This is a genomic window from Micromonospora sp. NPDC051006 (assembly GCF_044456245.1).
Taxonomy (GTDB): Bacteria; Actinomycetota; Actinomycetes; order Mycobacteriales; family Micromonosporaceae; genus Micromonospora.
The window spans coordinates 59,614-85,605 of sequence record NZ_JBITFP010000023.1; the positions used below are offsets into that span (position 1 = coordinate 59,614).

Consider the following 25,992-nt stretch of genomic DNA (forward strand, 5'->3'; position numbering starts at 1 on the left):
CCGGGGGAGTGCCGAGCCCAGCCGTCACACCGGCACCGCCCGCTCCTGGCGCTCCTGCCGCTGGGCGAGGCGACTGCGGGCGGCCCACCGCACCACCGGGGGCATCAGTGCGCCGAGCAGCAGGAAGAGCCCGCCGAGGAGCAACCAGCCCGGTACGCCCCAGCCGATCGCCAGGCTGGTCACCACCACCGGTGCGAGCATCTTGCCCAGTTCGTACCCCATGCTGTACGCCCCCTGGTACTGCCCCTGGGCCTCCTCGGGGGCCAGCCCGAAGGAGATCCCCCAGCCGGCGGCGGAGTGCCACAGCTCGCCGATCACGTGCACCAGCGCCCCGCAGCCGAGCAGGCCGACGGCGGCGACGGTGGGCAGCCCGCCGCTGACCGCGAAGAGCACGCAGGCCGCCGCGATGGCGACCCCGGCGCGGCGGGACGCGCGGGCCGCCCCGGTCACGTTCTCCGTGCCCCGCGCGGCGCGGACCTGGAAGAGGACCACCATCACGGTGTTCACCAGCATCACCCCGGAGATGGCCCAGGCCGGTGCGCGGGTGTGCCCGGCGATCCACAGCGGCAGGGCGATGTTGAGCAGGCCGAAGTGCATCGACATCAGGCCGTCGAGCACGGTGAAGGCCAGGAACGGGCGATCCCGCAGGGCGACGAGCCGGGGGCCGTGCGCCGGCGCGGCGACGGGCGGGACGACCGGCAGTCGGGTGAGCACGGCCGCCGCGGCCAGGGACGCCGTCGCGGCGGTCAGCACCAGCGCGACGTACGCGGCGCGGGTGTCGGCGGCGATGGCGAACCCGGCGAGCACGGCGCCGACCGAGATCCCGACGTTCGTGGTGGCGCGCAGGTAGGCCCGGGTGCGTACGCGCTGGTCGGCGGGGATTGCGCCCGCGATCAGCGCGCCCCGGGCGCCCCGGTCGGCGGCGTCGGCGAGCGCGGTCGCCGCGCCGACCAGCAGGAACGCCGGAAACGACCGGACGGCGACCAGACCGGCGGTCAGCATGCCCGCGGCGACCAGCGCGCCGATCTGGGTGCCCCGCGGGCCGACCCGGTCGGCGAGGTAGCCGGTGGGGGCGCTGGCCAGCACGCCGACCAACGCCGAGACGGTCAGTCCGGCACCGACCTCGGCGGCGGAGAGCCCGACCGACCGGGTGAGGAAGAGCGCGCTGGCGACGAGCCAGAGGCCCCGGCCGACGGTCTTGACCAGGGTGCCGAGGGTGAGGATCCGGGCCGGGCCCGGCGCGGGGAGCAGGCGCACGACCGACAGCCTAGCAAGACGTACGTACGGTTTGTAAACCACTCTCTTCCGAAGACTTGTCGCCGACACGTTGCCGATATATCGTTGATGCATCAGTGATACGACGGAAGGAGACGGGACCATGCGGTTCCATCGACAGCACCACGCGATGCACGAGGCCCGGATGCACGGCGGATTCGGTTTCGGCTTCCCGCCCGGCCCGTACGGGCACGGTGGCGGCGGCCGGGGTCGCGGACGCGGCCGGGGTCGCCGACCCAACGTCCGGGGCGCCGTGCTGGCGCTGCTCATCGAGCGGCCGATGCACGGCTACGAGATGATCCAGGAGATCGACTCGCGTACCGGCGGAGCCTGGCGGCCCAGCCCCGGTTCGATCTACCCGACCCTGCAGCTGCTCGAGGACGAGGGCGTCATCGCCCCGGCCGAGGAGTCCGGAGGCGGACGCAAGCGGTTCACCGTGACCGACGCCGGTCGCGACGAGGCGACCGAGGCGGCGCAGACCCCGCCGTGGGCGGAGTTCGCCCAGGACACGGTGAACAGCTGGCACGACATCCGCGACGCCGGGATGCAGGCGATGCAGGCGCTGCGGCAGGTGATGATGACCGGCACCGACGACCAGCGGGAGCGGGCCGCCCAGGTGCTCGACGAGACCCGGCGCAAGCTCTACGCGATCCTCGCCGAATCCGAGTGAACCGGGTACGGAAAGGGTGGTCATTCCCGCGGGAATGACCACCCTTTCGCACGCCCAGGGGGCGGATGGCTCAGTGCACGGTGACGGTGGGCCCGGTGATCATGCCGCGCAGCTCCTCGGGGAGCTCGGCGCCCATCTCGTCGGCGATCCGCAGCGCCTCCTCGATCAGCGTCTCCACGATCTGCGCCTCCGGGACGGTCTTAACGACCTGCCCCTTGACGAAGATCTGGCCCTTGCCGTTGCCGGAGGCGACACCGAGGTCGGCCTCCCGGGCCTCGCCCGGGCCGTTGACGACACAGCCCATGACCGCGACCCGCAACGGCACCGGCAGGCCCTCCAGGCCGGCGGTGACCTCCTCGGCGAGCTTGTAGACGTCCACCTGGGCCCGCCCGCAGGACGGGCAGGAGACGATCTCCAGACCCCGCTCGCGCAGGCCGAGGGACTCCAGGATCTGGTTGCCGACCTTGATCTCCTCCACCGGCGGGGCGGAGAGCGAGACCCGGATGGTGTCGCCGATCCCCTCGGCCAGCAGGGCGCCGAACGCGACCGCCGACTTGATGGTGCCCTGGAAGGCGGGGCCGGCCTCGGTGACGCCCAGGTGCAGCGGGTAGTCGCACTGCTCGGCGAGCTGCCGGTAGGCGCGGATCATCACCACCGGGTCGTTGTGCTTCACCGAGATCTTGATGTCCCGGAAGCCGTGCTCCTCGAAGAGCGAGCACTCCCAGAGCGCCGACTCGACCAGCGCCTCGGCGGTGGCCTTGCCGTACTTGCTGAGCAGCCGCTTGTCGAGGGAGCCGGCGTTGACGCCGATCCGGATCGGGACCCCGGCGTCGCCGGCGGCCTTGGCGATCTCCTTGACCTTGTCGTCGAACTGCCGGATGTTGCCGGGGTTCACCCGCACGGCGGCGCAGCCGGCGTCGATCGCGGCGAAGACGTACTTCGGCTGGAAGTGGATGTCGGCGATCACCGGGAGCTGCGACTTCTTTGCGATCGCGGGCAGCGCCTCGACGTCGTCCTGGGACGGCACCGCGACCCGGACGATCTGGCAGCCGCTGGCGGTCAGCTCGGCGATCTGCTGCAACGTGGCGTTGACGTCGGAGGTGAGGGTGGTGGTCATCGACTGCACCGACACCGGCGCGCCGCCACCGACCGGGACCGAGCCGACCATGATCTGACGGCTGGCCCGCCGGGGAGCGAGCGGCGGCGGCGGGACGGCAGGGATACCGAGACTGACAGCGGTCACTTCAACACTCACCTTGAGAAGAGCGTGATCGGATTGACGACGTCCGCGGCGATGGTCAGCAGCGTGAACGCGCCACCGATCAGGATCACCACGTACGTGAACGGCATGAGCTTGAGGTAGTCGACGCGGCCCGGGTCGCGGCGACCGACCCGGGCGTAGACCCAGGAGCGGGCCCGTTCGAACCAGGCGATGGCGATGTGCCCACCGTCGACCGGCAGCAGCGGCAGCAGGTTGAACACGCCGATGAAGAAGTTCAGCGAGACGAAGAGCATGAAGAAGACCAGCCAGGCGTTGTTCTCGACCGCCTCGCCGCCGAGCCGGCTGGCGCCGACCACGCTGATCGGGGTGTCGACGTCCCGCTCGCCGCCGGTGAGGGCGGTCCAGAGCGCCGGCACCTTCGACGGGATCCGCAGCAGCGCGTGGTAGGTGCCCACCGCCATCTCACCGGTGAAGTCGGCGGTCGCGCCGAACGCCCCGACCGGCCCGTACGTAATCCGGGTGGGGGTGCTGGGAATGAGCCCGACGCCGAGCGCGGCGACCGGGGTCAGGGCGCCCTTCGGGTCGTTCAGGGGCGGGCGCTGGGTCTGGGCGAGCGTGGTGCGGGTCTCGCCCGGCTGACCGTCGCGGACGTAGCCGATGGTCGCGCTGGTGCCCGGCTGGAGCCCGCGCAGCGCGGTGAGCAGCTCGCCGTAGTTGTTGATCGGGGTGCCGTTGAGCGAGGTGACCCGGTCGCCGTCGCGCAGCTGCCCCTGGGCGGCCGGGCTGGCCGGGTCGCCCGGCGCGCAGGCGCGGGCGGTGTTCTCCGGGACCACGCAGTCGCTGAGCATGATGACCGCGGGCTCCTGGCGGACCTCCGCCTCGGTGGTCGGGAACTTCGGGTTGGGCAGACCGGCAGAGACGGCCAGGATCCAGAGCGTCACCAGCGCCAGCGCGAAGTGGGTGATCGAGCCCGCGGACATCACGATCGTCCGCTTCCACACCGGGTAGCGCCACATGGCCCGCGGCTCGTCCGCCGGGTCCACGTCGTCGTCCTGCGGGGTCATTCCGACGATCTTGCAGAAGCCGCCGAGCGGGATGCCCTTGACGCCGTACTCGGTCTCACCCCGGCGGAAGGACCAGAGGGTGGGTCCGAAACCGACGAAGTACTTCGTGACCTTCATCCCGAACGCCTTGGCGGTGAGCAGGTGCCCCGCCTCGTGCAGGCTCACCGAGATGAGGATCGCGAGGGCGAAGAGCACCACCCCGAGCAGGTATGACATCAAGCTCCTTCCGCCGACCCGGCGATGATCTCCTGCGCGTGCGCGCGCGCCCACGACTCGGCCGCGAGCACGTCCCCGACGGTACCTGGTTCGTCGAAGTCCGGAGCGTCCTCCAGCACCCTCGCCAAGGTGTCCACGATGCCGAGGAAGGGCAGCCGGCCGGCCACGAACGCGGCCACGCACTCCTCGTTGGCGGCGTTGTAGATGGCCGGGCGGCAGCGTCCCGCCTGGCCGGCGGCCTTGGCCAGCGCCACCGCCGGAAACGCCTCGTCGTCGAGCGGGGCGAACTCCCAGGTGTGCGCGGCCGTCCAGTCGACCGCCGCGGCGGCGTCGGGCACCCGGTCCGGCCAGCCGATGCCGAGCGCGATCGGCAGCCGCATGTCCGGCGGGCTGGCCTGGGCGAGGGTGGAGCCGTCGGCGAACTCGACCATCGAGTGGATCACCGACTGGGGGTGCACCATCACGGTGATGTCGGCATACGCCACGTCGAACAGCTCGTGTGCCTCGATCACCTCGAGCGCCTTGTTGACCATGGTGGCTGAGTTGATCGTGACGACCGGCCCCATGTTCCAGGTCGGGTGTGCGAGCGCCTGCTCGGGCGTGACCTGCGTCAACTCGTCGCGCCGCTTGCCCCGGAACGGGCCGCCGCTGGCGGTGACGATCAACCGGCGCACCTCGCCGCGCGTCCCGCCGCGCAGGCACTGGGCCAGCGCCGAGTGCTCGGAGTCCACCGGCACGATCTGCCCCGCCCGGGTCATCGCGGCCCTGACCAGCGAGCCGCCGGCCACCAGCGACTCCTTGTTGGCCAGCGCGAGGGTACGCCCGGCGCGCAGCGCGGCCAGGGTCGGCGCCAGCCCGAGCGAGCCGACCACCCCGTTGAGCACGACGTCGCACGGCCACTGGGCCAGCTCAATCATCGCGTCCGGCCCGGCGATGATCTTCGGAAGCTTGAAGTCCCCGGTGGCCCAGCCACGCCGGCTCGCCTCGGTGTAGAACGCCAGCTGGAGATCCTGGGCGGCGGACGCCTTCGCGACCCCGACCGCCTCCACCCCCAGCTCGAGCGCCTGGGCGGCGAGCAGCTCGACGTTGCCGCCGCCGGCACCGAGCGCCACCACCCGGAACCGCTCCCGGTTGCGCCGGACGATGTCGATGGCCTGGGTGCCGACCGACCCGGTGGAACCGAGCAGGACGAGATCTCGCGCGGAAGTCACCCGGCCATTCTTCCCCAGCGCCGCTGTGCGTCCGCTGGGAGCCTCAATTCTCGCCGTCGACCTGCGCCGGAGCTTCGTCCCGCTCGGCGGCTTCCTCGTGGAGCAGGTCGGCCGGGTCGATGGCGAACGTGAAGGGCTGCCGCATCTCGAAGGTGCCGCCGGCCGCGACGGGCGGCCACCGGCCGGTACACGGTGCGGCCGTCGCCCGATCCACCCCCGGGGACCTGGTGGCGGTCAGGCGGGGCCGAGGCAGAACACGATGTCGAGGTAGCCGGAGCGCTTCGCCCAGTTCGAGTAGTGGTAATCGGTGAAGCCGAGCGCTTGGGCCGCGCACAGCGCGCCGGCCTGCGCCTCATCGGTGACCGCCTGCTCGATGCGGGCCAGGACCCGCCGAGTTTCGGGGCCGCAGGTGGCGATCTCGTACACCATGGTGTCCGCGTCACCGACGTTGCGGACACACTGCCCGGCCTGCATGAACTGCTCATCCCCCGCGGCCCTCGCCGTGGGCGGCCCGCCGAGGTCGGCCTGGCCGAGGCGCTCACCGCCGCCGACGGCGTGGCCCGGGAGCCGATCGGCCGGGCGCGCCCGTCAGGCGGTGAGTCGCGCCCCGCCGGGGAGCAGGTTCCGGGCACGCAGGAGGTCGGCGAGCGCGTCGCGGTCGGCCACGGCCAGCGCGCCGATCGCCACCGGGACGACCTGCTGCCGGTTGATCTTGAGGAGCAACTGACCGGGGACCGGCTCGACCGACTCCAGCGCCGCCCACCGGATCAGGCTCTCCATCAGCGCCGAGTCCATCCGCACCCCCTCGTCGGAGAACTGCCAGGCGATCGGCAGTCCGTACGTCTTCCAACTCGCCTGGACCGCGCCGCGCACCACCAGCGCCGGCAGGATCCAGAAGACGACCGCTCCCACCAGCCAGCCCACCGCCAGCACCGGGTCGTCGCCGAGCAGGGCGACCGCCGCGGGCAGCAGCAGGATGAAGCCGCAGAGCGTGAAGAGGCGCAGGCTCCGGCGCATCGTGCGGCGCAGCGCGTCCGTCAGCAGCCGCCGGTCCGGCTGCGTCTCGAAACTGATCATCACGGCCGCAGAGGATACGACCGCCCCACCGCCGCCGCTGTCCCGCCCGGGGTCGTCGTCGGCGCCAGCCGGCGAACTGACGCCCCGGTGGCCGCGCAGGCGCCGGCCCGAGGTCGTCCGGGCGGTGCGGTCCCGCCGACCCGGTGAACGCGACCAGCCATGTGAGCGTGCTCCCCGGCGGCAGGAGCACGTCACATGGCTGGTCGGTCGTGCGTCGAACGCTCACGCGCATTCCCGCCGTGGCGGGTCGCGCGGGACTAACCGCCGTTGATGACGAACTGCGAGCCCGGCTGGATGACGATGTTGCCGTCGGCCGAGTTCGTGATTGTCACGTTCGTCAGGTTGGCGTTACCGCGTGCGCCGCTCATCGCGAGGATGCCGGCTCCGTTGTTGGACTTGTCGATCCGCACGTTCGTGATGGCGACGTTCGGCATGTTGCCGCCGCCGTTCTTGAACTGGATGCCGTCGAACGTGGAGTCGATGATGTCGGTGTCGCGGATGGTGACCCCGACGATGTCCCGGGTGGCCGGGAAGAGGGTGATGGCACCGAACTCCTGGTCCTCGTTCCAGAAGGCGCCGCCGGTGCGGTAGAGCCCGTTGTTGGCGATCAGCGTCGTACCGGAGAACGGCAGCGGGTCGTGGTCGGTCGCCAGCATGATGCCCGGGTAGTTCGCCGTGTCGTAGATCAGGTTGTTTTCAATCGAGTTGTCGTAGCCGCCGTAGATGGCGATGCCGTTCGCCCGCCAGGGCAACTGGATGGTGTTGTTGACGAAGTGGTTGTCGTGCGCGATGTCGACGTTGCGGTCCTTCACGTACGGGTTGGCCCAGACGGCGAGCGCGTCGTCACCGGTGGTGCGGAACGACGAGTTGAACACCCGCGAGTTGCGCGTGCCGTTGCTGAAGTTGATGCCGTCGGCGTACGTGTTGCGGATCCGCATGCCGCTGAAGTCCAGACCGTCGGCCGGCCCCCACAGGTCGGGGATGTTGTCGTAGTCGCGCCCGACCCACACACCCACGTTGGCGTGCTCGATCCAGACGTTGCTGATCCGGGTGCCGGTGCCGAAGCGACCGTTCAGACCCACGCCACCCTCGGCGTTGCCGTCACCGCCACGGATCCGGCCGGAGCCGAAGATGGCGATGTCGGAGATCTGGGTGTTCTTGTCGATGTCGAAGCCGAAGTTGCCCTCGTGCGGGTGGTTGATGCCGCCCACCACGTTCTGCGGTTCGGTCAACGTGTAGAGCTGGGAGTGCCACATTCCGGCGCCCCGGATCGTGACGTTGCTGATGCCGACCTGGTTGTGCGTACCCCGGTTCAGCGGGTCATCGGTCAGGATCTTCTGCTCCTGCCGCCACTGCCCGGCCGGGATCCAGACGCAGCCGATGACCCCGTTCTGGTCGTCGGTGACCGCCCGCTGGATCGCGGCGGTGTCGTCGAGCCCGTCGTTCGGGACCGCGCCGTACGCGGTGATCGAGGTGCACCCGGCCGGCTGGCTGGCCGCCGGCGCCACCTGCTCCAGGTCGATCATGTCGATGATGTAGAACGCCGCGTTGTCACCCGCGTCGCGTTGCAACTTGAACCGGGTGCCGGCCGGGTACGACTGCGCCAGCAGCGCGTTCGACTCGTCGAAGAGCCGGCGGGCGTCGGCCTGCGGCGTGTTGGTGAGCGCCTCCGGCCCGTCGGTGTTGCCGTAGAGCCAGCTGTGCCGCGACGACAACGTCAGCTTCCGGGAGAAGACGTCGTTGATGTAGAGGCTGATGCTCGCCTCGATGCCGCCGCCACCCGGCGCATCCGGGATGGAGTTGCGCACCACGATCGAGTTGGCCTGGTTGGCCGAGGTGAACTCGACGAACTGCCCGGTGCTGTTGAGCCGTACCGACTTGCGGCCCGACGACTCGGTGGCGAAGTTGGTGTGACCGAAGGTGCGCAGCGGGTCGGTCTCCAGCAACGCGCCCTGGTAGCGGGCGGCCTCCGCCTCGTAGGAGACGTACGGCACCGCCGCACCCCGCCCGACCACGATCGACTGGGTGAACGTGTTGTTGGTCTCGTTGGTCTCGGCGACGCTGTTCGTCGCGTCGGCGGTGGCGGTGATGGTGGCCCCGCCGCTGGTCGCGGTCCAGCTCCCGGCGACAGCCACGTTGACCGTCGCGCCGGCGGCGATCGAGGCGGTGTTGGTGTTGAGCGTGGTGCCGCCCACCGTCAGCCGGGTGACCGTGGTCGCGCCGGTCCCGGTGGTGCCGCGGTTGCGTACCGCCACGGTGAACGTGACGGACGCCCCGACGGCCGGGTTCGGCGGGTTGGAGGTGATGCCGAGGACCTGCAGGTCGGGGCCCGGGGCCTGGGCGATGACCAGCGGAGCGGGCGCGGTGAAGCTGTTGTTGCCGTTGTTCTGCTCGACGATCGTGTTGGTCGGGTCGACCACCGCCGAGACGCTGTAGCTGCCCATCGGCCGGGTCCCGGCGTTGAACGACACGGTGGTCGAGGCACCGGCGGCGAGCGCGCCCACCGCGGCGCTACCGACGACCGCGCCGGCCAGGCTGAAGTTCACCGTGGTGGCGCCGGCGGCTGCCGACCCCACGTTCTGGACCACGACCGAGAGGGTGACCGGGGTGACCTCGCTGGGCGACGCGGGCGACCACGTCGTCGAGCTGATCACCAGGTCGGGGTTGGGCGCCGGGGTGCCGCACACCTCGAGCTCGGCCACCTGGCCCGACGGCGCGCCCGTGTTGGCGGTGAACCGCAGCTGCACGTCGGCCGTGGTCGCGGTGACCGGGATGCTCACCACGTTGTTGCCCTGGACGAACTGGTAGTTGGCCGCGGAAACCAGGTTGGTGTACGTGGACGAGGCCTGGTCGCGGCCGAGAATCTGGATGTTCTGCGTGCGGGTGCCCCAGGCCGGGTCCGGGTTCAGCTTGACGTTGACGGCCGTGATGGAGTGGTTCGCACCGAGCGCGACGGTCAGGTTCTGCGGGTAGCTCGGCGCCCCCTCCCAGTAGGTCGTGAGCTGCCCGTCGTTCGCCTTCTCCGGGGTGAAGGTGAAGGTGGAGCCGGTCGCCGTCATGGTCTTGCCCTGCGCCACGTTCGTGCAGCCGGGGGGCTGGGTGCCGGTCCGGGTGACGGTGTTGCTGTTGCCGGAGAGGTTGCCCGCGCCGTCGCGGGCGCGGACGTAGTAGGACACGGTCGCCGTCGACGGCTGGGTGTCCTGGTACGTGAGGACGGTGCCCAGGGTCGCGATCAGGCTGCCGCCGCGGTAGACGTTGTAGCCGGCCAGGCCGCTACCGCCGGTGTCGGTGGAGGCACCCCAGTTGAGCGTGATCGTGCTGCCCGAGGTGCTGTGCGACAGCGTCCCCGGGACGCTCGGCGCGGTGGTGTCGCCGCTGCCGGTACGGGTCACCGTGTTGCTGTTGCCGGAGAGGTTGCCCGCCACGTCGCGCGCTCGCACGAAGTACGAAACCGTCGCGGTCGCCGGCTGGGTGTCGTTGAACGTGGTCAGGTTCCCGATGGACTGCAGGAACGTGCCGTTGCGGTAGATGTCGTAGCCGGCGATGCCGCTGCCGCCCGGGTTGTCGGTCGACGCGACCCAGTTCAGGGTGATCGTGGTGCCCGACTGGGTGTACGAGAGGTTTCCCGGCACGCTCGGCGCGGTCGTGTCCGGGCCACCGCCGCCGCTGCCGTAGACCTCGAGCTCGGAGAGCTGGCCCGCCGGCCAGCCACTGTTGGCGGTGAAGTTGATCCGCACGTAGCGGGTGGCGGTCTGGTTGAAGGTGATGGTGACCGTGCTGTTGCTGGCCGGGTTGAAGGTGTAGGTCTGCGATCCGACCAGGTCGCTGAACGACGACCCGGTGGCGCTGCCCTGCACGCTCAGGGTCTGCGTACGGGTCGCCCACCCGGCGGTCGGCAGCTTCAGCACGACCTGGTTGACGGCCTGCGAGGAGCCGAGGTCGACCTGCACCCACTCGGGGAACGAGTTGTTGGTGCTCTCCCAGTAGCTGCCCGCGTTGCCGTCGACGACCTTGGACGAGTCGTAGACGTCGGCGTGGCCGCTCTCCTGGGTCGGGCGTCCCGCGGCGAGATTGGTGGCCGCCGCCACGAAGTCGCTCGTGCTCTTCGCGGCCGTGGTGCCGGCCGGGTCCGCGTCGGGCGCCGCGTTCGCGACGGCCGCCGACCCTGCGGTGGCGATCAGCGTGGCCGCGACTGTCGCCGCCACCATCCTGAACAGGTTCGTTCGTCTCATCACTGTCCTCTGTCGTTGGGGGACGGGACCGCGGAATGCTCTCGACCGCGGTGGGGGTGTGCGGCATCGCGGCACCGGCCGGGGCGCGGAGGCGTGCCGGGCCGGTGTCGGGGGCGAGAAGGCGGGGGTGGTGGCGGTCGGTACGCGGCCTGCGGGCGCCGTTTCGACCGGGGCGGAACCAGTGGAGCTACGACCAGTGCCGAGGGACGGAGACGATCACCGGGCCTCTCCGGGACATGGGGAGAAAGGCCGCCAAAGAGGCGGCCCACTCGATTTTTCAGACGCTTGCAACGAACAAGACACGTCTTTGTCTAGATCTTGCGTGACGTTGACCAAAGGTTACTGACGTGCTACGAGGGCGTCAACACTTCGACCACAATCACTATTTGCGCCCAGCGCCCAGCGCCCGGCGGCGACCTGGTCGCGACGACGGCATGGGCACCCGCCGCTCGGCGTTCGCCGTCAGCGGGCCACGGGCGGGCGCGGCCCGCCGCGACGCGGGCCAGGGGTGCTCGAGGGGAGCGGACGGTCAGCTCGGGGCGGCCACCGCGAAGGTCTCCAACTCCTCCCCGCCGTACCACTCGGTACGCCGGCCGAGGTGGGTCATGCCGAGGCGCCGGCAGACCGCCATCGACGGCTCGTTGCCCGGGGAGATGACCGCGTAGACCTCCGGCGCGCCGGCGGCGAACTCCCGGGCCAGCACCGCCCGGGCCGCCTCGGTGGCGTAGCCGTGCCCCCACGAGTCGGGGTGCAGGTGCCAGCCGATCTCGATGTTCTCGGTCGGTGTCTCGCCGTCCGCGCCGGGCAGCGGCTTGAGGATCAGGGTGCCGGCGACGACACCGCTCTCCCGCACCTCGATCGCCCAGGTGCCGTACCGGCCGCCGTGGTCGGCGTGCCGGTCCCGCCAGATCCGCACTCGTTCGGCGGCCTGGGCCGGGTCGGTCAGCGGCAGGCCCGAGGCGGCCAGCCAGCGGGTGATCTCGGTACGCGAGTAGATGTCGTAGAGCCGGGCCAGGTCGGTCGGGGCGTCGGTCCAGTCCCGCAGGACGAGCCGCTCGGTGCGCAGGACGGTCATGGCCGGCGATCTTAATGAGTGCCCGGGTGCCGGGCGGGGAATGAAGCTCCGATGGGCACCTCGTGGCAGTGGACGAAGCGGATCGCCAGTGCCGCCTTCCGCCCGGTACGCGGCCGCGACCTCTCCCTGCACGCCGCCGCCATCACGTTCTACGGGGCGATCGCCGTGGTGCCCGTCGCACTGCTGGCGATCTGGTCGACGGCACTGGTCGCCGGGGCGGACCGGGTCCGACGGCTCACGTCGTACGCCGTGCGGACTCTGCCGGACGCGATCGGCGCGCCGCACGCGGTGGCCGCGCTGGTCGACGCCGGGGTGGGCCTGACCCCGGCGCTGGCGCTGGCCTCGCTGCTGCCGGCCTCGCTCTACGGCGAGGGGCTGCGGCGGGCGTTCGTCTCGGTCGCCGCGTCGCACACCGGCGAGTCCTGGGTCGGCTGGCGGGGCCGGTTGCTGCTGCTGCCGCTGCTCGCCCCGGCGCCGGCCCTGCTGCTGTCGATCCTGGTGGCGTTGCCGACCAACACCGACCTGGTCCGCCGGGGCGGCTGGGTCGGCGCGCTGGGCGTGGTGCTGTCGTTCCTGGGAGTGTGGCTGGTGCTCACCCCGGTGCTGCTCTGGGTGTTCCGGGTGGTCGGCCCGGCCTCGCCGGACTGGCTCTCCACGCTGGGCGTCGGCTCGTTCACCGCGGCGAACCTCTCCGGCTTCCTGCACGGGTTCGTGCTCTTCGCCTCGCTCCCGATCGACCTGGGCGTGCCGTTCGGCGGATTCGAGGAGATCGGCGCCGGCGTCGCGGTGCTGCTCTGGCTCTACGTGTTCCACGTGATCGTGCTGGCCGGCTACTCCGCCACCCTCGCCCTCTCCGCCTGGCGCACCCGCCGCCCCCACTGACCCCCGACCCGCACCGACCCGCACCCACCCGCGTTGATCAAGAGATCCGCGTCAGGAACCGCCGCTCCGATGACGCGAACCTCTTGATCAACAGGGGGCCAGCGGGAGGCAGGCGGGGGACCTGGGTGGGGTCAGCGGCGGAAGGGGCCGGTCACCTCGTAGGTGAGGCCGCCGCTGCCGGTGGAGGCGCCACTGGTGCCGCGCTGGGAGGAGAAGTAGAGCCGGGTGCCGTCCGGGGAGAACGCCGGGCCGGTGATCTCCGAGGAGGACTGGCCGAGGATGCGCAGGAACGGGCTGACCACGCCGGCCGGGGTGATCACGTTGATCTCCATGTTGCCGCCGTCCTCGGCCACGTAGAGGTCGCCGCCGGCGGTGCCGGTGATGTTGTCCACCCCGGTCAGCGGCGCGGTGCCGGCCGGCACCAACGAGTCGTCGTACGCCAGGTCGATGCGCTGGTTGACCGCGTCGTACGCCCAGACCCGGTTGTCGCCCTTGGTGGTGAACCAGCAGGTCCCCCGGTCGTACCAGCACCCCTCGCCGCCGTCGAAGTGCTTCGCCGCACCCACCTGGTGCCGGGTGGGGATCGGGAAGCCGTCCCGGTCCGGGATGTCCCGCCAGGTCACCGGGCCGGCCACCTGGTCGGCCGGTGCGCAGAGCACCTGCACCCGCCCGTTGCGCAGGTCGCCCCAACTGTCCGGAACGAACCGGTAGAAGCAGCCGTCGTCCTCGTCCTCGGTCAGGTAGACCACCCGTCGGTCCGGGTCGCAGGCGGCGGCCTCGTGGGTGAACCGCCCCATCCGGGTCCGCTCCTCGCCCGCTCGACTGCCGTCCGGCCAGGTCTCGAAGACCCGCCCGAGCGGCACCTCCTCGCAGGAGAGCCAGGTACCCCACGGGGTGGCGCCGCCGGCGCAGTTGACGTTGGTGCCGCCGAGGATCCGGTAGGCCGCGGCGATCGTGCCATCGGCGTTGAAGCGCACCGCCGACGCGCCGCCGACCAGCGGTATCTCCGAGTTGGAGACGTAGATCCACCCGTTGCCGGCGGGGAAGCAGGCCCCGCCGTCGGGAGCCCAGTGCCAGAGGTACGAGGTGCCGGCGACGCGCTGGCCGGAGCGGGCGATCACCCGGCTGGTGAACCCGGCGGGCAGTTGCAGGCCATTGCCGTCGGCGGCGAGCAGTTCGCCGTACGGGCCGGGGCCGGGCTGGGCGGGGGCGGCGAGCGCCGCGCTGGCCCAGAGGCTGCCGGAGAAGGCGGCGGCGCCGGCGACGGCGGAGCGCAGGACGGTACGACGATCCATCGGAGACCTCCCGGACGAGAATCGATGCCCCGTCGACGCTAGGGCCGGGAAGGCATCGACGAAACCCGCTATCCGATGAACGCGGAATGACGGCTCCGGTAGATCACGAGGCGTGCGGCAGGTCCGATCTCCATTCCCGCCGGCAAGTTCATGATCACCGCCGCTGGGCGGGTAGGCTGCGGCGGCATGAGCAGTGAGCTTCCCGCGCGCGCCGACGTGGTGGTCGTCGGCGCCGGGCACAACGGCCTGGTCTCCGCCGTCCTGCTGGCCCGGGCCGGTCTGGACGTGCTGGTGCTGGAGGCCGCCGACGTCATCGGCGGCGCGACCCGTACCGAGAACCCGTTCCCGAAGGTGCCCGGGCTGCGCCACTCCACCGGCTCGTACCTGCTGGGGCTGATGCCGCCGGAGCTGCTCGCCACGCTCGACGTGCGGATCCCGGTGCTGCGCCGCGACCCGCACTACTTCCTGCCCACCCCGGGCAAGCTCGGCTCGCCCTACCTGCTCTTCGGCAGTGACACCGCGGCCACCCGGGCGCAGCTCGCCGAGTTCTTCTCCCCCGCCGACGTGGCCGCCGACGACGCGCTCCAGGCCGAGCTGGCGGCGCTGCGCGAGGACCTGGCGCCGGCCTGGCTGGCCGAGCCGCTGCCGGTGGAGGAGACCGCCGAACGCTACGTCCGACCGGCGCTGCGGCAGGTCTTCGTCGACCTGGTCCGCGGCTCCGTCGCCGACTACCTGGCCCGCTTCGACTTCCGCTCCGAGCTGCTGGTCAGCATGTACGCGGTCACCGACGGGCTCTCCGGCTTGAACGCCGGCCCGGACGACCCGGGCACCGGGCACAACTTCCTGGTGCACAACATGTGCCGGCTGCCCGGTTCGGGCGGCACCTGGATGATCGCCGAGGGCGGCATGGGTACGGTCTCCCGTACCTTCGCCGAGGCCGCCCAGGCCGCCGGGGCCCGGATCCTGACCGGCGCGCCGGTGCAGGCGATCACGCTGGACGGTGGCGCGGCGAGTGGTGTGGTGCTCGCCGACGGCCGGGAGGTGGCCGCCCGGGTGGTCCTCGGCGCCTGCGACCCGTACCGGTTGATGGGCCTGCTGCCCGACGGCGCGCTCCCGGCGCCGCTCGGCGAGCGGATGACGGCGGTCCGCCGCACCGGCAGCACCCTGAAGCTCAACCTGGCGCTGACCGGTCTGCCCCGCTTCTCCTGCCTGCCGGCGGACGCGCCGAGCCCGTTCGGCTCGACCATCCACCTGCTGCCCGGGTCGGCGTCTCTGGTCGGCGGGGACGACACCTCGCCGATGGCCGCGCTGCGCGCCATGTGGGCGGACGTGCGGGCCGGGCGGCTGCCGGCCGAGCCGACGATCGAGTGGTACCTGCACACCACCGTCGACCCGTCGCTCTCCGACGGCACGCACCACTCGTCGGCGCTCTTCGTCCAGTCGGTCCCCTACGAGCTGGCCGGCACCACCTGGGACGCGGCGCTGCCCGGCTACGTCGACCGGCTGATCGAGATCTGCGAGAGGTACGCGCCCGGCACCGGCGACCTCATCGCCGACGCGGTACCGCTGCCGCCACCGGGCATCGAGGCGCACTTCGGCATCACCGGCGGCCACATCCACCACGTGGACAACACCGTCTCGTTCACGGACCGGATGCCCTACGCCACCGGTGTGGACGGCGTGTACGCCGGCAGCGCCGGCTGCCACCCGGCCGGCAGCGTGATCGGCGCGGCCGGCCACAACGCCGCCCGCCGCATCCTCACCGACCTGACCAGCTAACCCCCGCTTCGGGCGGGGCGGGGACGGTCAGCGGGCGGAGGAGGGTAGGTCGCCGGGGCCGCGGATCAGGTAGAGGCCGACCAGCAGCAGGTACAGGCCGAGGCTGAGAATCGGGTCGACGAAGACGAAGGCGAACGCGACCAGGTAGAGCGCCGGTCCGAGCAGGAAGCGCCGCGCCACCGCCCGGGCCAGCCGGGGATCCAGGTCGGGGTTCAGCAGTCGTCGGCGGCGGGCCCACCACCAGCTCAGGTTGAAGAAGAGCGCCTCGCCGAGCACCGCGCCGACGTAGAGCGCGGCGGTCAGCCGCTGCTCCTGGACGCTGCCGCGCAGGTTGTCCGCGAGCAGGTCGGCGGTGAACGGGATGGCGGCCACGAAGAGCAGCAGGAGCAGGTTGAACACCAGCAGGACCTGGTCGACCCGGACCACGTAGCGCCACATGTTGTGGTGGGTGAGCCAGACCTGACCGACGATGGCGAAGGTGATGACGTACGCCAGGTAGGCCGGCCACTCGTGCAGCAGCGCCCGGGGCAACCCCGTCCCGTCGGTGCGTACCGGGCCGATCTGGAGCAGGTCGACCGCCATCAGCGTCAGCACGATCGCGATGACGGCGTCGCTGAACGCCTCGACCCGGGACGCGTCCCGGGCCAACTCCCGGTCCCGCCCGTACCGGTACCTCGACTCGTCGTCGCCCTCGGTCACGCCCCGCCCCCATCGCCCCCTCGATCATGGAGCGGTGGGGCCCGCGATGGGGCGGGAAGCCCGTTTCGTCACCCACCACAACTCCATGATCGACGCCGGAGGGGAGGCGGGTGGGGGTCAGCTGGCGGCCTCGCCGGCGGGGGCGGGGGTGTCGGCGTCGACGCGGTGGGCACGGACCTTGTGCCCGACGCTGGTGAGGCAGCGACCGCTGGCCAGGTCGAACCGCCAGCCGTGCAGCTGGCAGGTGAGCTGGTCGCCCTCGACGATGCCGAACCGACTCAGGTCCGCCTTCAGGTGCGGGCAGCGGCGCTGCACGACCCAGTCGCCCAGGGTGATGTCCTCCGCGTCGACGGCCCGCTCGTGCTCGTCGTACCAGCCCTCGGCGTACTGGAGGCGCTCCTCGGAGAGGCACTTGAAGAACGCGTAGACGAACTCGTTGTACTGGCCGATCCGGGCCGCCGAGAACCGGCAGGAGAGGAAGAGGGAGTTGACCCAGTCCACCTCGTCGATGAAGAGCAGGTGCTCGATCAGCGACCGCTCGGTACGGAACCGGTAGCGCACCTTCTCGTCGGCGTACGGCCGGACCTCCTTGCCCGGGAAGTCCACCACGATCGACTCGACGCTCTCGCCGTCATATCCCACCAGGTCGAAGCGGACCGGGCCGCCAACCCCCTTGGCCAGGTAGATCGACTCGTCCAGCAGCGGCTCGATCCGGCGCTTCATCTCGCCGAGCACGTCCACCTCGGGGTGCCGCCAGGACGCCTTCTCCGCCTCGATGATCGGGCGCTTGCGCTCGCGCATCTCCTCCAGGTGGGCGACCTTGTTGGCGAAGAACTCCTCGACCGGCACCGGGTGGGTGGTGGTCGCGCCCTCGGTGGTGACCTCGGCGACGCTGCCCGGCAGCAGCACGATGCCGTTGGTGCCGCCGACCTTCGCGTACTCGCTCAGGAAGACCGACTGGTCGGGGAAGATGTTGCCCTCGTCGCCGTGGATGTCGTTGAACTGCCACAGCGCGTCGTCGAGGAAGCAGGGCGGGCCGGCGATCGGGAAGACGTGCGAGGCCTTCAGGTCGTCGATGTAGCGCCAGGTGCGGTCGAACTGCCGGTCGCGCTTCTGCTTGCCGAACGCGGTCTTCGCCGACTGGGGCAGCTCGTAGACCATCGGGTACCAGATCGCGCCGGAGAACTGCAGCAGGTGCGCGTGCACGTGCCCCAGCTCGGCGAAGACGGTCAGGTCGGTGGGGCGGGCGTCGTTCTGGTTGAGCAGCCGGACCCCGTCGTACTCCACCCAGAGGGAGGAGTCGCCAATCGGTCCGTCGGTGGGGCTGGTCAACGCCTGAATCATGATTTTCAGGCCGCCGTCCAGCTCGACGACCTGCTCGTTCGGCGCCTTGAGGAACCGGGTGAAGCCCAGCTCCCGCAGCTCGTCCTCCATCTCCGAGGTGGGGAACTCGGGCAGCAGCACGGTGGCCTGCTTCGAGACGTACCGCTTCAGGTGCGCCGCGTCGAAGTGGTCCCGGTGCAGGTGGGAGACGTAGAGGTAGTCAACCTGGCCGAGGCTCTCCCAGTCGAGCAGGGAATTGTCAGGAAACGGAAACCAGGAGGCAAAGTAGGCCGGATTGACCCACGGGTCGCACAGGATGCTGCCCGCGGCCGTGTCGATCCGCATGCTGGCGTGCCCGGTCCCGGTCACTCGCACCGCAGTTTCCCCCTCAAAAAGACGTATCAAGGTGTACGCCAAACGCTACCGGAGGCAGTGTGGCCGCCGTTCCGCGACGCCGGTAGTGCCCTTCGGCCCGCCCGGGGCGGGCCCGGCTACCCGGGCCTTCAGCCCTGGATCGCGCCCGTCCAGCTCCGGCGCTCCGGCGCGTCGGCGCACCAGGCCGCCATCAGCTCGGAGATCTTTACCACCGGAGCGGCCAGATGCACCCGCTGCCCACCACCAATCTGATGGTCGGGATGCTGTTCCACGCTGCCCTCGCTGCAGCAGGAGCAGATCAGCTGTACGCCGCTGGCGGGCTCCGCCGCGTACCCGTGCTCGTCAAAGAGGCTCGCCAGGGCGCGGACGTCCTCCGGCGTGCCGGCGCCCACCTCGACGGTGGAGGTCGGCAGGTCCGACGCCCGGAACAGCAGCAACTCGTCGAAGACGGAGAACCGCTCTCCCCCGACCGTCCGTTCGCCGTTGGGCGCCCCGTCGTGCACCACGACCTCGCCGTACCGGCGGCCGGACTCCGGCGTGGGCACGTTCAGCACCCGCGCCCGGGCCGGACAGAGCCGCCGCGCCCAGACCACCTCGCCGCCACCGGCGTCGGCGTTCAGCCGGATCGGCGTGACGCCGAAATCGGCCTCGATCTCGCCGTCACCGTCGGGAACGGTCAGCCCGTAACCCCGCCACGCGTCCCGGGCCGTCGCCCAGTCCTCCATGATCGTCGCGGCGATGCCGAGGTTCCAGAACGCCGGGTCCTGGGTGCCCCGCTCGGCCCGCGCGGCCGCCTCCCGGCCCAGCTCGTGCGCCTTCGCCCAGTTGCGCAGGAACTTGTGGGCCAGCGCCGCGTCGTACCACCAGACCGGCGACCTCCGGTGGTCCGGGTGCCGCCGCACCAGCCGCTCCAACCGCTCCCCGGCGAGCGCCCAGTCCTCGGCGTCCCACGCCTCGTACGCCGCCTTGAGCAACTCCCGGTCATCCTTGCGGCTCATGCGGTCCCTCGTCCGTGCCGGACCCTGCGCCGGGCCCGGCGCGGGGCGTGCCAGACTAACCGGAGATCCGATCGCGAGGGAAGGACCGACAGTGGCAGGAAGCGAGCCGGTAACGTCGCCAGACCAGCACAAGCCCGGGCACCGCAAGTCGGGGCGGATCGGCGCGGTGCTCACCGCGCTGGCGCTGCTGGCGATGATCATCGGCAACCACGAGGGCAGCGTCGAGAACATCTGGCTGGCCGGCTTGGCCGCGCTGCTGCTGATCATCGTCATCGGCGACGCCGTGTTGCGCCGCAACGGCCTGCGGTCCTGACCCAGGCGCCGGCGCCGCCCGATCCGGCGCGCACCGGCCTCGACCACGCAGAAGGCCCGCTCCCCACCGGGGAGCGGGCCTTCGCCGTACGCGGGCCGGGGTCAGCGGCCGAAGAGGATGTCCTGCACGTCCTTGAGCGCGGCGTCCACCTCGGCCTCGAAGTAGCCGCCCGGGACCAGGCCGAAGCGCAGCGTGTCCAGGTCCTTGGGGTTGACCGGCATCTGGTTGCGGCCGGCCATCCCGCCGAGCAGGCTCTCGAAGAAGCGGTCGACCTGGTCCGGGTCGTAGCCGCTGCCGAACCGGCGCACCTGGAAGCTGCGGCGGATCGCGTCGACCCGGTAGAGGTCGCTGCCGGGCGGGCCGGCCATCGGCGGGCCACCCATCGGCGGGCCACCCATCGGCGGGCCGCCGACCGGCGGGCCGGGCACCGCCGGCGGGCCGCCCATCGGCGGGCCACCCATCCCCGGCTGCGGCATCGGCGGCGGGCCGGCCGGCCCCCGGCGCATGTCGCGCGGGTCCCGCTCCGGCATCCGGATCTCGGCGGTCATGTCGGCGCGGGCGCGCCGCCCGGCCTCGAAGCCGTCGAAGCGCTGCTCCTCGGGGGGGCCGTAGCCGCTCGGGCCCGGCGGGAGGCCACGCTGGGGCATACCGGGGCCGCCCATCGGGGCGCCCGGCCCCATCGGCATGCCCGGGTTGGGGCCACCCGGACCACCGGGGCCGCCCGGGCCACCGGGACCACGCGGACCGTCGTAACCGCCGCGCGGGGCGTCGTAACCACCGGCGAAGGCGCCCGTCGGCTCGTCGTAGCGGCCGTAGCGGTCAGCGGGCGGACCGGCCTGCGCCGGCATCGGCCGGGGCGGCATCGGCTGCGGGACCGGCGGCATGCCACGGTCGTCGCGCATCGGTGGACCCATCCGGTCCGGCGGACCCAGCCGGTCACCCAGCCGCGGGTCACCGCCGCGCCCGCCGGCCGCACCGCGCTCCTCCAGCTCGGCCAGCTGCCGCTCCACCCGGTCGAGGTGCAGGTCGACCTGCCACTCGTCATAGCCGTTGAACCGGACCCGGAAGACGACGTCATGGACCTCCTGGGAGGCCACGGGCGCGCCGACCGACTGGCCGGAGAGCGTCGCCTCCACCCGGTCGAGGAAGGCGTCCACCTCGTCGACCTTGTATCCCCGGCGAAGCGCCTTACGCCGGAAACGCTGACCCTGACTCGCCACTATGTCTCCTGGTCTCGTTCGCCGCGCCCGGTCATGCCGGTGCCGCTCCGGCGCGGTCGATGTCCCTGTCCTCAGCCGCGGCGAGTTGCCCACACGCGCCGTCGATCTCGCGGCCCCGGGTGTCCCGCACGGTGGTGGACACCCCGGCGTCACGCAACCGCCGGACGAACTCCCGCTCGACCGGCTTCGGGCTCGCGTCCCAGCGGCTGCCCGGCGTCGGGTTGAGCGGAATGAGGTTCACATGGGCCAACTTGCCGGCCAGCAGCCGGCCGAGCAGGTCAGCTCGCCACGGCTGGTCGTTCACGTTCTTGATCATCGCGTACTCGATCGACACGCGGCGTCCCGTCCTGGCCGCGTAGTCCCACGCTGCGTCCAGCACCTCGGCTACCTTCCAGCGCTGGTTGACCGGCACGAGTTCGTCGCGCAGATCATCATCGGGCGCGTGCAACGACAACGCAAGAGTCACTGAGAGGTCTTCGCTGGCCAGTCGGCGGATGGCCGGAACCAGCCCGACCGTGGAAACGGTGATGTGCCGCTGGGACAGGCCGAGCCCCTCCGGAGCCGGCGTGACCAGGCGTCGGATCGCGGCGATCACCCGGGAGTAGTTGGCCAGCGGCTCACCCATGCCCATGAACACCACGTGCGACAGGCGCGCCGGGGATCCCGCCACCGCGCCGGAGGCAGCCACCCCGGCCAGGTAGACCGCCTGGTCGACGATCTCGGCGGTGGAGAGGTTGCGGGTCAGCCCGGCCTGCCCCGTGGCGCAGAACGGGCAGGCCATGCCGCAGCCGGCCTGGCTGGAGATGCAGACGGTGACCCGGTCCGGGTAGCCCATCAGCACGCTCTCCACCAGCGAGCCGTCGTGCAGCCGCCAGAGCGCCTTGCGGGTCGCGCCGTCGTCGCAGGCCATCTCGCGAACCGGCGTGAGCAGCGACGGCAGCAGCCGGTCGGCCAGCCGCTCCCGGGTGGCGGCCGGCAGGTCGGTCATCAGCTGCGGATCGCGGACCAGCCGGCCGAAGTAATGGGTGGAGATCTGCTTCGCGCGGAACGCCGGCTCCCCCAGCTCGGTGACCAGCGCCTGGCGGCCGGCCAGGTCGAGGTCGGCGAGGTGCTGCGGGGGCATGGCGGCGCGGCGGGCGGCCGGAGCGTCCGGGGCGACGGGGATCAAGGGCAGGCTTGTCATGGCTGGTCCAGTCTGTCACGCCGAACGGCGGACGTACCTGTCCGGAGGTGCCGAACCGACCCCGGCCCTCCGGCCGACCCGCCGCCGGCGCCCCGCACGCCTCAGCCCGCCACCGGCACGAGGACCGCCAGCAGCAGGTACGCGGTCGGCACCGCGAAGAGGATCGAGTCGAGCCGGTCCATCAGCCCGCCGTGCCCGGGGAGCAGGTTGCTCATGTCCTTCACCCCGAGATCCCGCTTGATCATGGATTCGGCGAGGTCGCCGAGGACCGCGGCGCAGGAGATCGCCACCCCGAACAGCGCGCCCCACCAGGGAGCCACGTCGAACATCAGCCAGAGCAGCAGGGCGCTGCCGGCGGCCGCCGCGGTGACCGAGCCCGCGAAACCCTCCCAGGACTTCTTCGGGCTCACCGTGGGCGCCATCGGGTGCTTGCCGAAGGAGACGCCGGCGGCGTACCCGCCGGTGTCGGAGAGCACCACCGCGACCAGGGTGGCCAGGATCCGCAACGGGCCGTCGTCGGGCGCCGCCGCCAGCAGCGCGGCGAACCCGCCGAGGAACGGCACGTAGACCGCGATCAGGGTGGCCGCGGTCAGGTCCCGCTGGTAGCCGCCGGGCCCGTCGCCCAGCCGCCAGATCATCGTGCCCAGCACCGTGACCAGCAGCCCCAGGCTGAGCGCGTCCGGGCCGGCGTACCAGGCCAGCCCCACGGTGAGCGCGCCGCCGGCGACCAGTGGCACCAGGGGCGGGTGCGCCCCGCTGCGCCGGACCGCCCGCGCCATCTCCCAGATGCCGACGCAGATCGCGGCCACGACGACCGCCAGGAACGCCGGCGGGAAGAAGAAGAGCGGAACCACGATCAGCGCGCCGAGGGCGAGCCCCACGCCGATGGCGGCCGGCAGATTGCGACCGGCCCGGCTCGCCGTCTGCTGGGTGGGTGGCCGGCTCGCGCTCGCCCGCCGCCGACCGGGCTGCCGCCGGCCCGCGGGCGGCTCGGACTCCGCCTCCGCCGCGACCTGCGGGACGCCGTCGTCCCGGACCGGCTCCAGCTGAGCGGTCGGGTAGGCGTCCTCGTCGTCGTGCCGGCCCGGGCCGGCGCCCGGCGGCCCGTCGTAGCGGCCGGCGCCGCGCTCGTCGTCGCGTCGGTCGTAGCGGTCGTCGTGGTACCGGTCGTCGTAGGGGTTCGGACCCTGACGCGGCTCGGTCCGGCCGCGATCCGGGTACGGGTCGGGGCCGCGCCGGTCGTCGCGCCGCGCCGGGGCGCCCCGGCGCGGGTAGGGGTCGGCCGGGTACCGCCCGCCGTCGTCGTAGCCCTCCGGTGGGAACGGGGCGCCACGGTCCGGGTACGGGTCACCGTGCGGGCGGGACCGGGTCCGCGGCTCGGCGTACATCTCCGGCTCGGCGTACATCTCCGGCCCGGCGTCCGGGTGCCGCGTCCACGGCTCGAGTTCGGGTTCCGGCCAGGGCAGGGCGGCCGACCGGTCAGGTCGGTCCCAGCCGCGGGGCTCCGCGCCGCCGTAGGGGTCGGGGTGGGACATCACGCACCGCGACGCGGCGCGAGTACCACCACATGACGCAAGACCACAAGCATCCCCTACACGCGCGACTGTTCTTCCGGGTTGACCGGCGCGACGGCCGGTCGATCCCCAGCGTTCACCGCCCGGTGGCCGGGAATCCTGCCGAGCCTACTGCACCCGCCGGACCGGCACTGCGGACGAGGCTCGGGCGACCAGCCCCCGCCCGGCCCGACAACCCGTCGAGGAGCGGCGGACGAGCACACCCGCCCTGGGCACCTCGCCGGAGGTCCGCAGCCCTCGATCCGACTCCGCCGGTGCCCGATCAGGTACTGAGCCGGGCACACCGGACGTGGTCCGCTGGTGGTCGCGCCGGCCCCGCCGGCGTCACCAACGGGGGAAGGAAACGCGCATGAACAAGATCAGTCTGGCCGTGCTGGCGACGGTCGCCATGGTCCTGGGGGCCGCCGCACCGGCCGCTGCCGACACGGCACCGGCCAGCGTCGTCATCGATCACCGGGCCAGCGAGCTGTACCTGTTCGAGCCGCCCGGTGGCGCGCCGGGAGAGGCGTACCCGGCGACCAGGGTCAACGCCGCCGCCCCGCACTGCCCGGCCGGCGACTACCTGATGTCGGCCTCGCTGGTGCAGGACGGTCTGCCGACCCTCTGGGCCGTCTGGGGGCACGGGGCCGGCGAGGTCCGGTGCGACGGCGGCACGGTCATGATCCCGATGGCCTTCTCGCGCAGGGAGCCGCTGCTGCACCCGGGCCTGGCCACCGCCCGCTTCTCGCTGCGCGACGCGTCCACCGGCGAGCAGTTGGTGGAGAGCACCAGGACGGTGCGGATCCCCAACTGACGTACGCCACGAGGCCCGTCCCCGATGTCCGGGGACGGGCCTCGTGTCACGTCCGTTGGTGCGCCGCGCGCGGCCGGCTCTCAGACCTCGAGCAGCTCGGTCTCCTTGTGCTTGACCAGCTCGTCGATGCTCGCCACGAAGCGCTGGGTCAGGTCGTCCAGCTCCTTCTCGGCCCGGCGGCCGTCGTCCTCGCCGGCCTCACCGTCCTTGACGATCCGGTCCAGCTCCTCCTTGCCGCGGCGACGGACGTTGCGGACCGCCACCTTGGCCTCCTCACCCTTCTGCCGGGCGACCTTGATCATGTCGCGGCGGCGCTCCTCGGTCATCTGCGGGAGCAGGATGCGCAGCTGGTTGCCCTCGTTGTTCGGGTTGACGCCGAGGTCGGAGTCGCGGATCGCCTTCTCCATGGCGTTGATCTGCGACGCGTCGTACGGCTTGATGATGGCCATCCGCGGCTCGGGGATCGCGACGGACGCCATCTGGGTCAGCGGGGTGGGCGTGCCGTAGTAGTCGATGATGACCTTGGAGAACATGGCCGGGTTGGCGCGGCCGGTCCGGATCGCGCCGAACTCCTCCTTGGCGTGCTCGACCGCACGCTCCATCTTCTCCTCGGCCTCGAGGAGGGTGTCGTCGATCACCGGTCTCCTCGCCTCCTTCTGTGCTCGTGGTGGGCTCTGCTGTGTGTCGGAGGACCGCTGCCGTCGCCGCCGGCGACCGTTCAGGCGGTGATCAGGGTGCCGATCTTGTCGCCACCCACGGCGCGGACGATCGTGTCATCCCCCTGCGCGCCGAATACCAGCATCGGCAGGCCGTTCTCCATGCAGAGGCTGAACGCCGCCGCGTCCGCGACCCGCAGGTTGCGGCGCAGCACCTCGGAGAAGGTGATCGAGTCGAACTTGCTGGCGGTGGGGTCGATCCGGGGATCGGCGGTGTAGACGCCGTCGACGCCGTTCTTGCTCATCAGCACCACGTCGGCGCGGATCTCCAGCGCCCGCTGGGCGGCGACGGTGTCGGTGGAGAAGTACGGCATGCCGGCGCCGGCGCCGAAGATGACCACCCGGCCCTTCTCCAGGTGCCGGATGGCGCGCAGCGGGATGTAGGGCTCGGCGACCTGGGCCATGGTGATCGCGCTCTGCACCCGGGTCTCGATGCCCTCCTTCTCCAGGAAGTCCTGCAGCGCGAGGCAGTTCATCACGGTGCCGAGCATGCCCATGTAGTCGGCGCGGGCCCGGTCCATGCCGCGCTTCTGCAGCTCGGCGCCGCGGAAGAAGTTGCCGCCGCCGACCACCACGGACACCTGCACGCCGCGGCGGACCACGGTGGCGATCTGCCGGGCGATGGCCTGGACGACGTCCGGGTCGACGCCGATCGCGCCGCCGCCGAAGACCTCACCGGAGAGCTTCAGCACCACCCGGCGAGCCCGGCCGGGCGGCGGTGCGGTCGGATCGTCCTCCGCCAGCGTCCGGTCACTCACAACCTGCGTCATCCGCCCCGCCCTTCCCCACGCCGACGCCCC

At 71.9% G+C, this 25,992-nt stretch carries 23 protein-coding genes; 5 read left to right on the forward strand and 18 right to left on the reverse strand.

Annotation, left to right across the window (positions count from 1 at the left end; all coding sequences use genetic code 11):
- Positions 1–24 precede the first annotated feature (24 nt).
- Positions 25–1,257, reverse strand: a complete 1,233-nt coding sequence (locus ACIBBA_RS26995; RefSeq protein WP_396700726.1) for an MFS transporter — start codon at positions 1,255–1,257, stop codon at positions 25–27.
- Between the two features lie 121 nt (positions 1,258–1,378).
- On the opposite strand from ACIBBA_RS26995, the gene ACIBBA_RS27000 reads away from it, so the two are divergent.
- Positions 1,379–1,945 carry a PadR family transcriptional regulator gene (locus tag ACIBBA_RS27000; protein WP_396700727.1) on the forward strand — a complete coding sequence of 189 codons (567 nt, stop codon included), beginning with the start codon at positions 1,379–1,381 and terminating at the stop codon, positions 1,943–1,945.
- 70 nt (positions 1,946–2,015) lie between these two features.
- Here ACIBBA_RS27000 and ispG read toward each other — a convergent pair whose 3' ends face one another.
- From ispG to ACIBBA_RS27040, 8 genes are all read right to left on the reverse strand, one after another.
- The gene (ispG, locus tag ACIBBA_RS27005; protein WP_396700728.1) at positions 2,016–3,188 is read right to left on the reverse strand and encodes a flavodoxin-dependent (E)-4-hydroxy-3-methylbut-2-enyl-diphosphate synthase; all 1,173 of its coding nucleotides are present in this window, start codon (positions 3,186–3,188) and stop codon (positions 2,016–2,018) included.
- An 8-nt stretch (positions 3,189–3,196) separates the two neighbouring features.
- Entirely contained in the window at positions 3,197–4,447 is a 1,251-nt protein-coding gene (locus tag ACIBBA_RS27010) for a M50 family metallopeptidase (RefSeq protein ID WP_396700729.1), read from the reverse strand.
- Positions 4,447–5,658, reverse strand: a complete 1,212-nt coding sequence (dxr, locus tag ACIBBA_RS27015; protein ID WP_396700730.1) for a 1-deoxy-D-xylulose-5-phosphate reductoisomerase — start codon at positions 5,656–5,658, stop codon at positions 4,447–4,449. The genes ACIBBA_RS27010 and dxr overlap by 1 nt, the downstream gene beginning before the upstream one ends.
- A 43-nt stretch (positions 5,659–5,701) precedes the next feature.
- A complete protein-coding gene (locus ACIBBA_RS27020) occupies positions 5,702–5,872 on the reverse strand; it encodes a hypothetical protein (protein WP_396700731.1) in 171 nt (56 codons plus the stop codon).
- Between the two features lie 20 nt (positions 5,873–5,892).
- A complete protein-coding gene (locus tag ACIBBA_RS27025) occupies positions 5,893–6,132 on the reverse strand; it encodes a hypothetical protein (RefSeq protein WP_396700732.1) in 240 nt (79 codons plus the stop codon).
- 114 nt (positions 6,133–6,246) lie between these two features.
- Positions 6,247–6,738 carry a YcxB family protein gene (locus tag ACIBBA_RS27030; RefSeq protein ID WP_396700733.1) on the reverse strand — a complete coding sequence of 164 codons (492 nt, stop codon included), beginning with the start codon at positions 6,736–6,738 and terminating at the stop codon, positions 6,247–6,249.
- A 254-nt stretch (positions 6,739–6,992) separates the two neighbouring features.
- Entirely contained in the window at positions 6,993–10,967 is a 3,975-nt protein-coding gene (locus ACIBBA_RS27035; RefSeq protein WP_396700734.1) for a CARDB domain-containing protein, read from the reverse strand.
- Positions 10,968–11,496: 529 nt separating this feature from the next.
- Positions 11,497–12,042, reverse strand: coding sequence for a GNAT family N-acetyltransferase (locus tag ACIBBA_RS27040; RefSeq protein WP_396700735.1), 546 nt, complete (start codon positions 12,040–12,042; stop codon positions 11,497–11,499).
- A 51-nt stretch (positions 12,043–12,093) separates the two neighbouring features.
- Between ACIBBA_RS27040 and ACIBBA_RS27045 the strand changes: the two genes are divergently transcribed.
- Positions 12,094–12,924: a YhjD/YihY/BrkB family envelope integrity protein gene (locus ACIBBA_RS27045; protein ID WP_396700736.1), complete on the forward strand. Its 831-nt coding sequence runs from the start codon at positions 12,094–12,096 to the stop codon at positions 12,922–12,924.
- 131 nt (positions 12,925–13,055) lie between these two features.
- Here the strand turns inward: ACIBBA_RS27045 and ACIBBA_RS27050 are convergent, their stop codons facing one another.
- Complete coding sequence (locus tag ACIBBA_RS27050) at positions 13,056–14,219, reverse strand: alkaline phosphatase PhoX (protein ID WP_396700737.1); 1,164 nt, start codon at positions 14,217–14,219, stop codon at positions 13,056–13,058.
- Between the two features lie 186 nt (positions 14,220–14,405).
- Between ACIBBA_RS27050 and ACIBBA_RS27055 the strand changes: the two genes are divergently transcribed.
- Positions 14,406–15,998: a phytoene desaturase family protein gene (locus ACIBBA_RS27055; RefSeq protein ID WP_396700738.1), complete on the forward strand. Its 1,593-nt coding sequence runs from the start codon at positions 14,406–14,408 to the stop codon at positions 15,996–15,998.
- Positions 15,999–16,025: 27 nt separating this feature from the next.
- On the opposite strand, the gene ACIBBA_RS27060 is transcribed toward ACIBBA_RS27055, so the two are convergent.
- The 3 genes from ACIBBA_RS27060 to ACIBBA_RS27070 form a co-directional block, all read right to left on the reverse strand.
- A complete protein-coding gene (locus tag ACIBBA_RS27060; protein WP_396700816.1) occupies positions 16,026–16,646 on the reverse strand; it encodes a TMEM175 family protein in 621 nt (206 codons plus the stop codon).
- 168 nt (positions 16,647–16,814) lie between these two features.
- Positions 16,815–18,395 (reverse strand): Rieske 2Fe-2S domain-containing protein, encoded by a 1,581-nt coding sequence (locus tag ACIBBA_RS27065; RefSeq protein ID WP_396700739.1) that lies wholly within the window; start codon positions 18,393–18,395, stop codon positions 16,815–16,817.
- Positions 18,396–18,523: 128 nt separating this feature from the next.
- Positions 18,524–19,393, reverse strand: a complete 870-nt coding sequence (locus tag ACIBBA_RS27070; RefSeq protein ID WP_396700740.1) for a tol-pal system YbgF family protein — start codon at positions 19,391–19,393, stop codon at positions 18,524–18,526.
- Between the two features lie 91 nt (positions 19,394–19,484).
- Here ACIBBA_RS27070 and ACIBBA_RS27075 point away from each other — a divergent pair, with 91 nt between their 5' ends.
- Positions 19,485–19,706 carry a DUF2631 domain-containing protein gene (locus ACIBBA_RS27075; protein ID WP_350869704.1) on the forward strand — a complete coding sequence of 74 codons (222 nt, stop codon included), beginning with the start codon at positions 19,485–19,487 and terminating at the stop codon, positions 19,704–19,706.
- Positions 19,707–19,807: 101 nt separating this feature from the next.
- On the opposite strand, the gene ACIBBA_RS27080 is transcribed toward ACIBBA_RS27075, so the two are convergent.
- The 3 genes from ACIBBA_RS27080 to ACIBBA_RS27090 form a co-directional block, all read right to left on the reverse strand.
- Positions 19,808–20,926, reverse strand: coding sequence for a DivIVA domain-containing protein (locus tag ACIBBA_RS27080; RefSeq protein WP_396700741.1), 1,119 nt, complete (start codon positions 20,924–20,926; stop codon positions 19,808–19,810).
- Positions 20,927–20,957: 31 nt separating this feature from the next.
- Positions 20,958–22,109, reverse strand: a complete 1,152-nt coding sequence (gene rlmN / locus ACIBBA_RS27085; protein ID WP_350869700.1) for a 23S rRNA (adenine(2503)-C(2))-methyltransferase RlmN — start codon at positions 22,107–22,109, stop codon at positions 20,958–20,960.
- Positions 22,110–22,210: 101 nt separating this feature from the next.
- Positions 22,211–23,644 carry a phosphatidate cytidylyltransferase gene (locus ACIBBA_RS27090; protein ID WP_396700742.1) on the reverse strand — a complete coding sequence of 478 codons (1,434 nt, stop codon included), beginning with the start codon at positions 23,642–23,644 and terminating at the stop codon, positions 22,211–22,213.
- A 388-nt stretch (positions 23,645–24,032) separates the two neighbouring features.
- On the opposite strand from ACIBBA_RS27090, the gene ACIBBA_RS27095 reads away from it, so the two are divergent.
- The gene (locus ACIBBA_RS27095) at positions 24,033–24,476 is read left to right on the forward strand and encodes a hypothetical protein (RefSeq protein WP_396700743.1); all 444 of its coding nucleotides are present in this window, start codon (positions 24,033–24,035) and stop codon (positions 24,474–24,476) included.
- Positions 24,477–24,556: 80 nt separating this feature from the next.
- On the opposite strand, the gene frr is transcribed toward ACIBBA_RS27095, so the two are convergent.
- Both frr and pyrH read right to left on the reverse strand, forming a co-directional pair.
- Entirely contained in the window at positions 24,557–25,114 is a 558-nt protein-coding gene (gene frr, locus ACIBBA_RS27100; RefSeq protein ID WP_350869697.1) for a ribosome recycling factor, read from the reverse strand.
- Positions 25,115–25,194: 80 nt separating this feature from the next.
- Positions 25,195–25,962 (reverse strand): UMP kinase, encoded by a 768-nt coding sequence (gene pyrH, locus ACIBBA_RS27105; RefSeq protein WP_350869696.1) that lies wholly within the window; start codon positions 25,960–25,962, stop codon positions 25,195–25,197.
- Positions 25,963–25,992 lie beyond the last annotated feature (30 nt).

What these genes read in the sequence shown, in the direction of transcription:
- rlmN (WP_350869700.1), bottom strand. Translation starts at nt 22,109, where the DNA reads ATGACAAGCCTGCCCTTGATCCCCGTCGCCCCGGACGCTCCGGCCGCC.
- ACIBBA_RS27000 (WP_396700727.1), top strand. Translation starts at nt 1,379, where the DNA reads ATGCGGTTCCATCGACAGCACCACGCGATGCACGAGGCCCGGATGCAC.
- ACIBBA_RS27010 (WP_396700729.1), bottom strand. Translation starts at nt 4,447, where the DNA reads ATGTCATACCTGCTCGGGGTGGTGCTCTTCGCCCTCGCGATCCTCATC.
- ACIBBA_RS27055 (WP_396700738.1), top strand. Translation starts at nt 14,406, where the DNA reads ATGAGCAGTGAGCTTCCCGCGCGCGCCGACGTGGTGGTCGTCGGCGCC.
- pyrH (WP_350869696.1), bottom strand. Translation starts at nt 25,962, where the DNA reads ATGACGCAGGTTGTGAGTGACCGGACGCTGGCGGAGGACGATCCGACC.
- ACIBBA_RS27095 (WP_396700743.1), top strand. Translation starts at nt 24,033, where the DNA reads ATGAACAAGATCAGTCTGGCCGTGCTGGCGACGGTCGCCATGGTCCTG.
- ACIBBA_RS27040 (WP_396700735.1), bottom strand. Translation starts at nt 12,042, where the DNA reads ATGACCGTCCTGCGCACCGAGCGGCTCGTCCTGCGGGACTGGACCGAC.
- ACIBBA_RS27050 (WP_396700737.1), bottom strand. Translation starts at nt 14,219, where the DNA reads ATGGATCGTCGTACCGTCCTGCGCTCCGCCGTCGCCGGCGCCGCCGCC.
- ACIBBA_RS27090 (WP_396700742.1), bottom strand. Translation starts at nt 23,644, where the DNA reads ATGTCCCACCCCGACCCCTACGGCGGCGCGGAGCCCCGCGGCTGGGAC.
- ACIBBA_RS27025 (WP_396700732.1), bottom strand. Translation starts at nt 6,132, where the DNA reads ATGCAGGCCGGGCAGTGTGTCCGCAACGTCGGTGACGCGGACACCATG.
- ACIBBA_RS27035 (WP_396700734.1), bottom strand. Translation starts at nt 10,967, where the DNA reads ATGAGACGAACGAACCTGTTCAGGATGGTGGCGGCGACAGTCGCGGCC.
- ACIBBA_RS27045 (WP_396700736.1), top strand. Translation starts at nt 12,094, where the DNA reads ATGGGCACCTCGTGGCAGTGGACGAAGCGGATCGCCAGTGCCGCCTTC.
- ACIBBA_RS27070 (WP_396700740.1), bottom strand. Translation starts at nt 19,393, where the DNA reads ATGAGCCGCAAGGATGACCGGGAGTTGCTCAAGGCGGCGTACGAGGCG.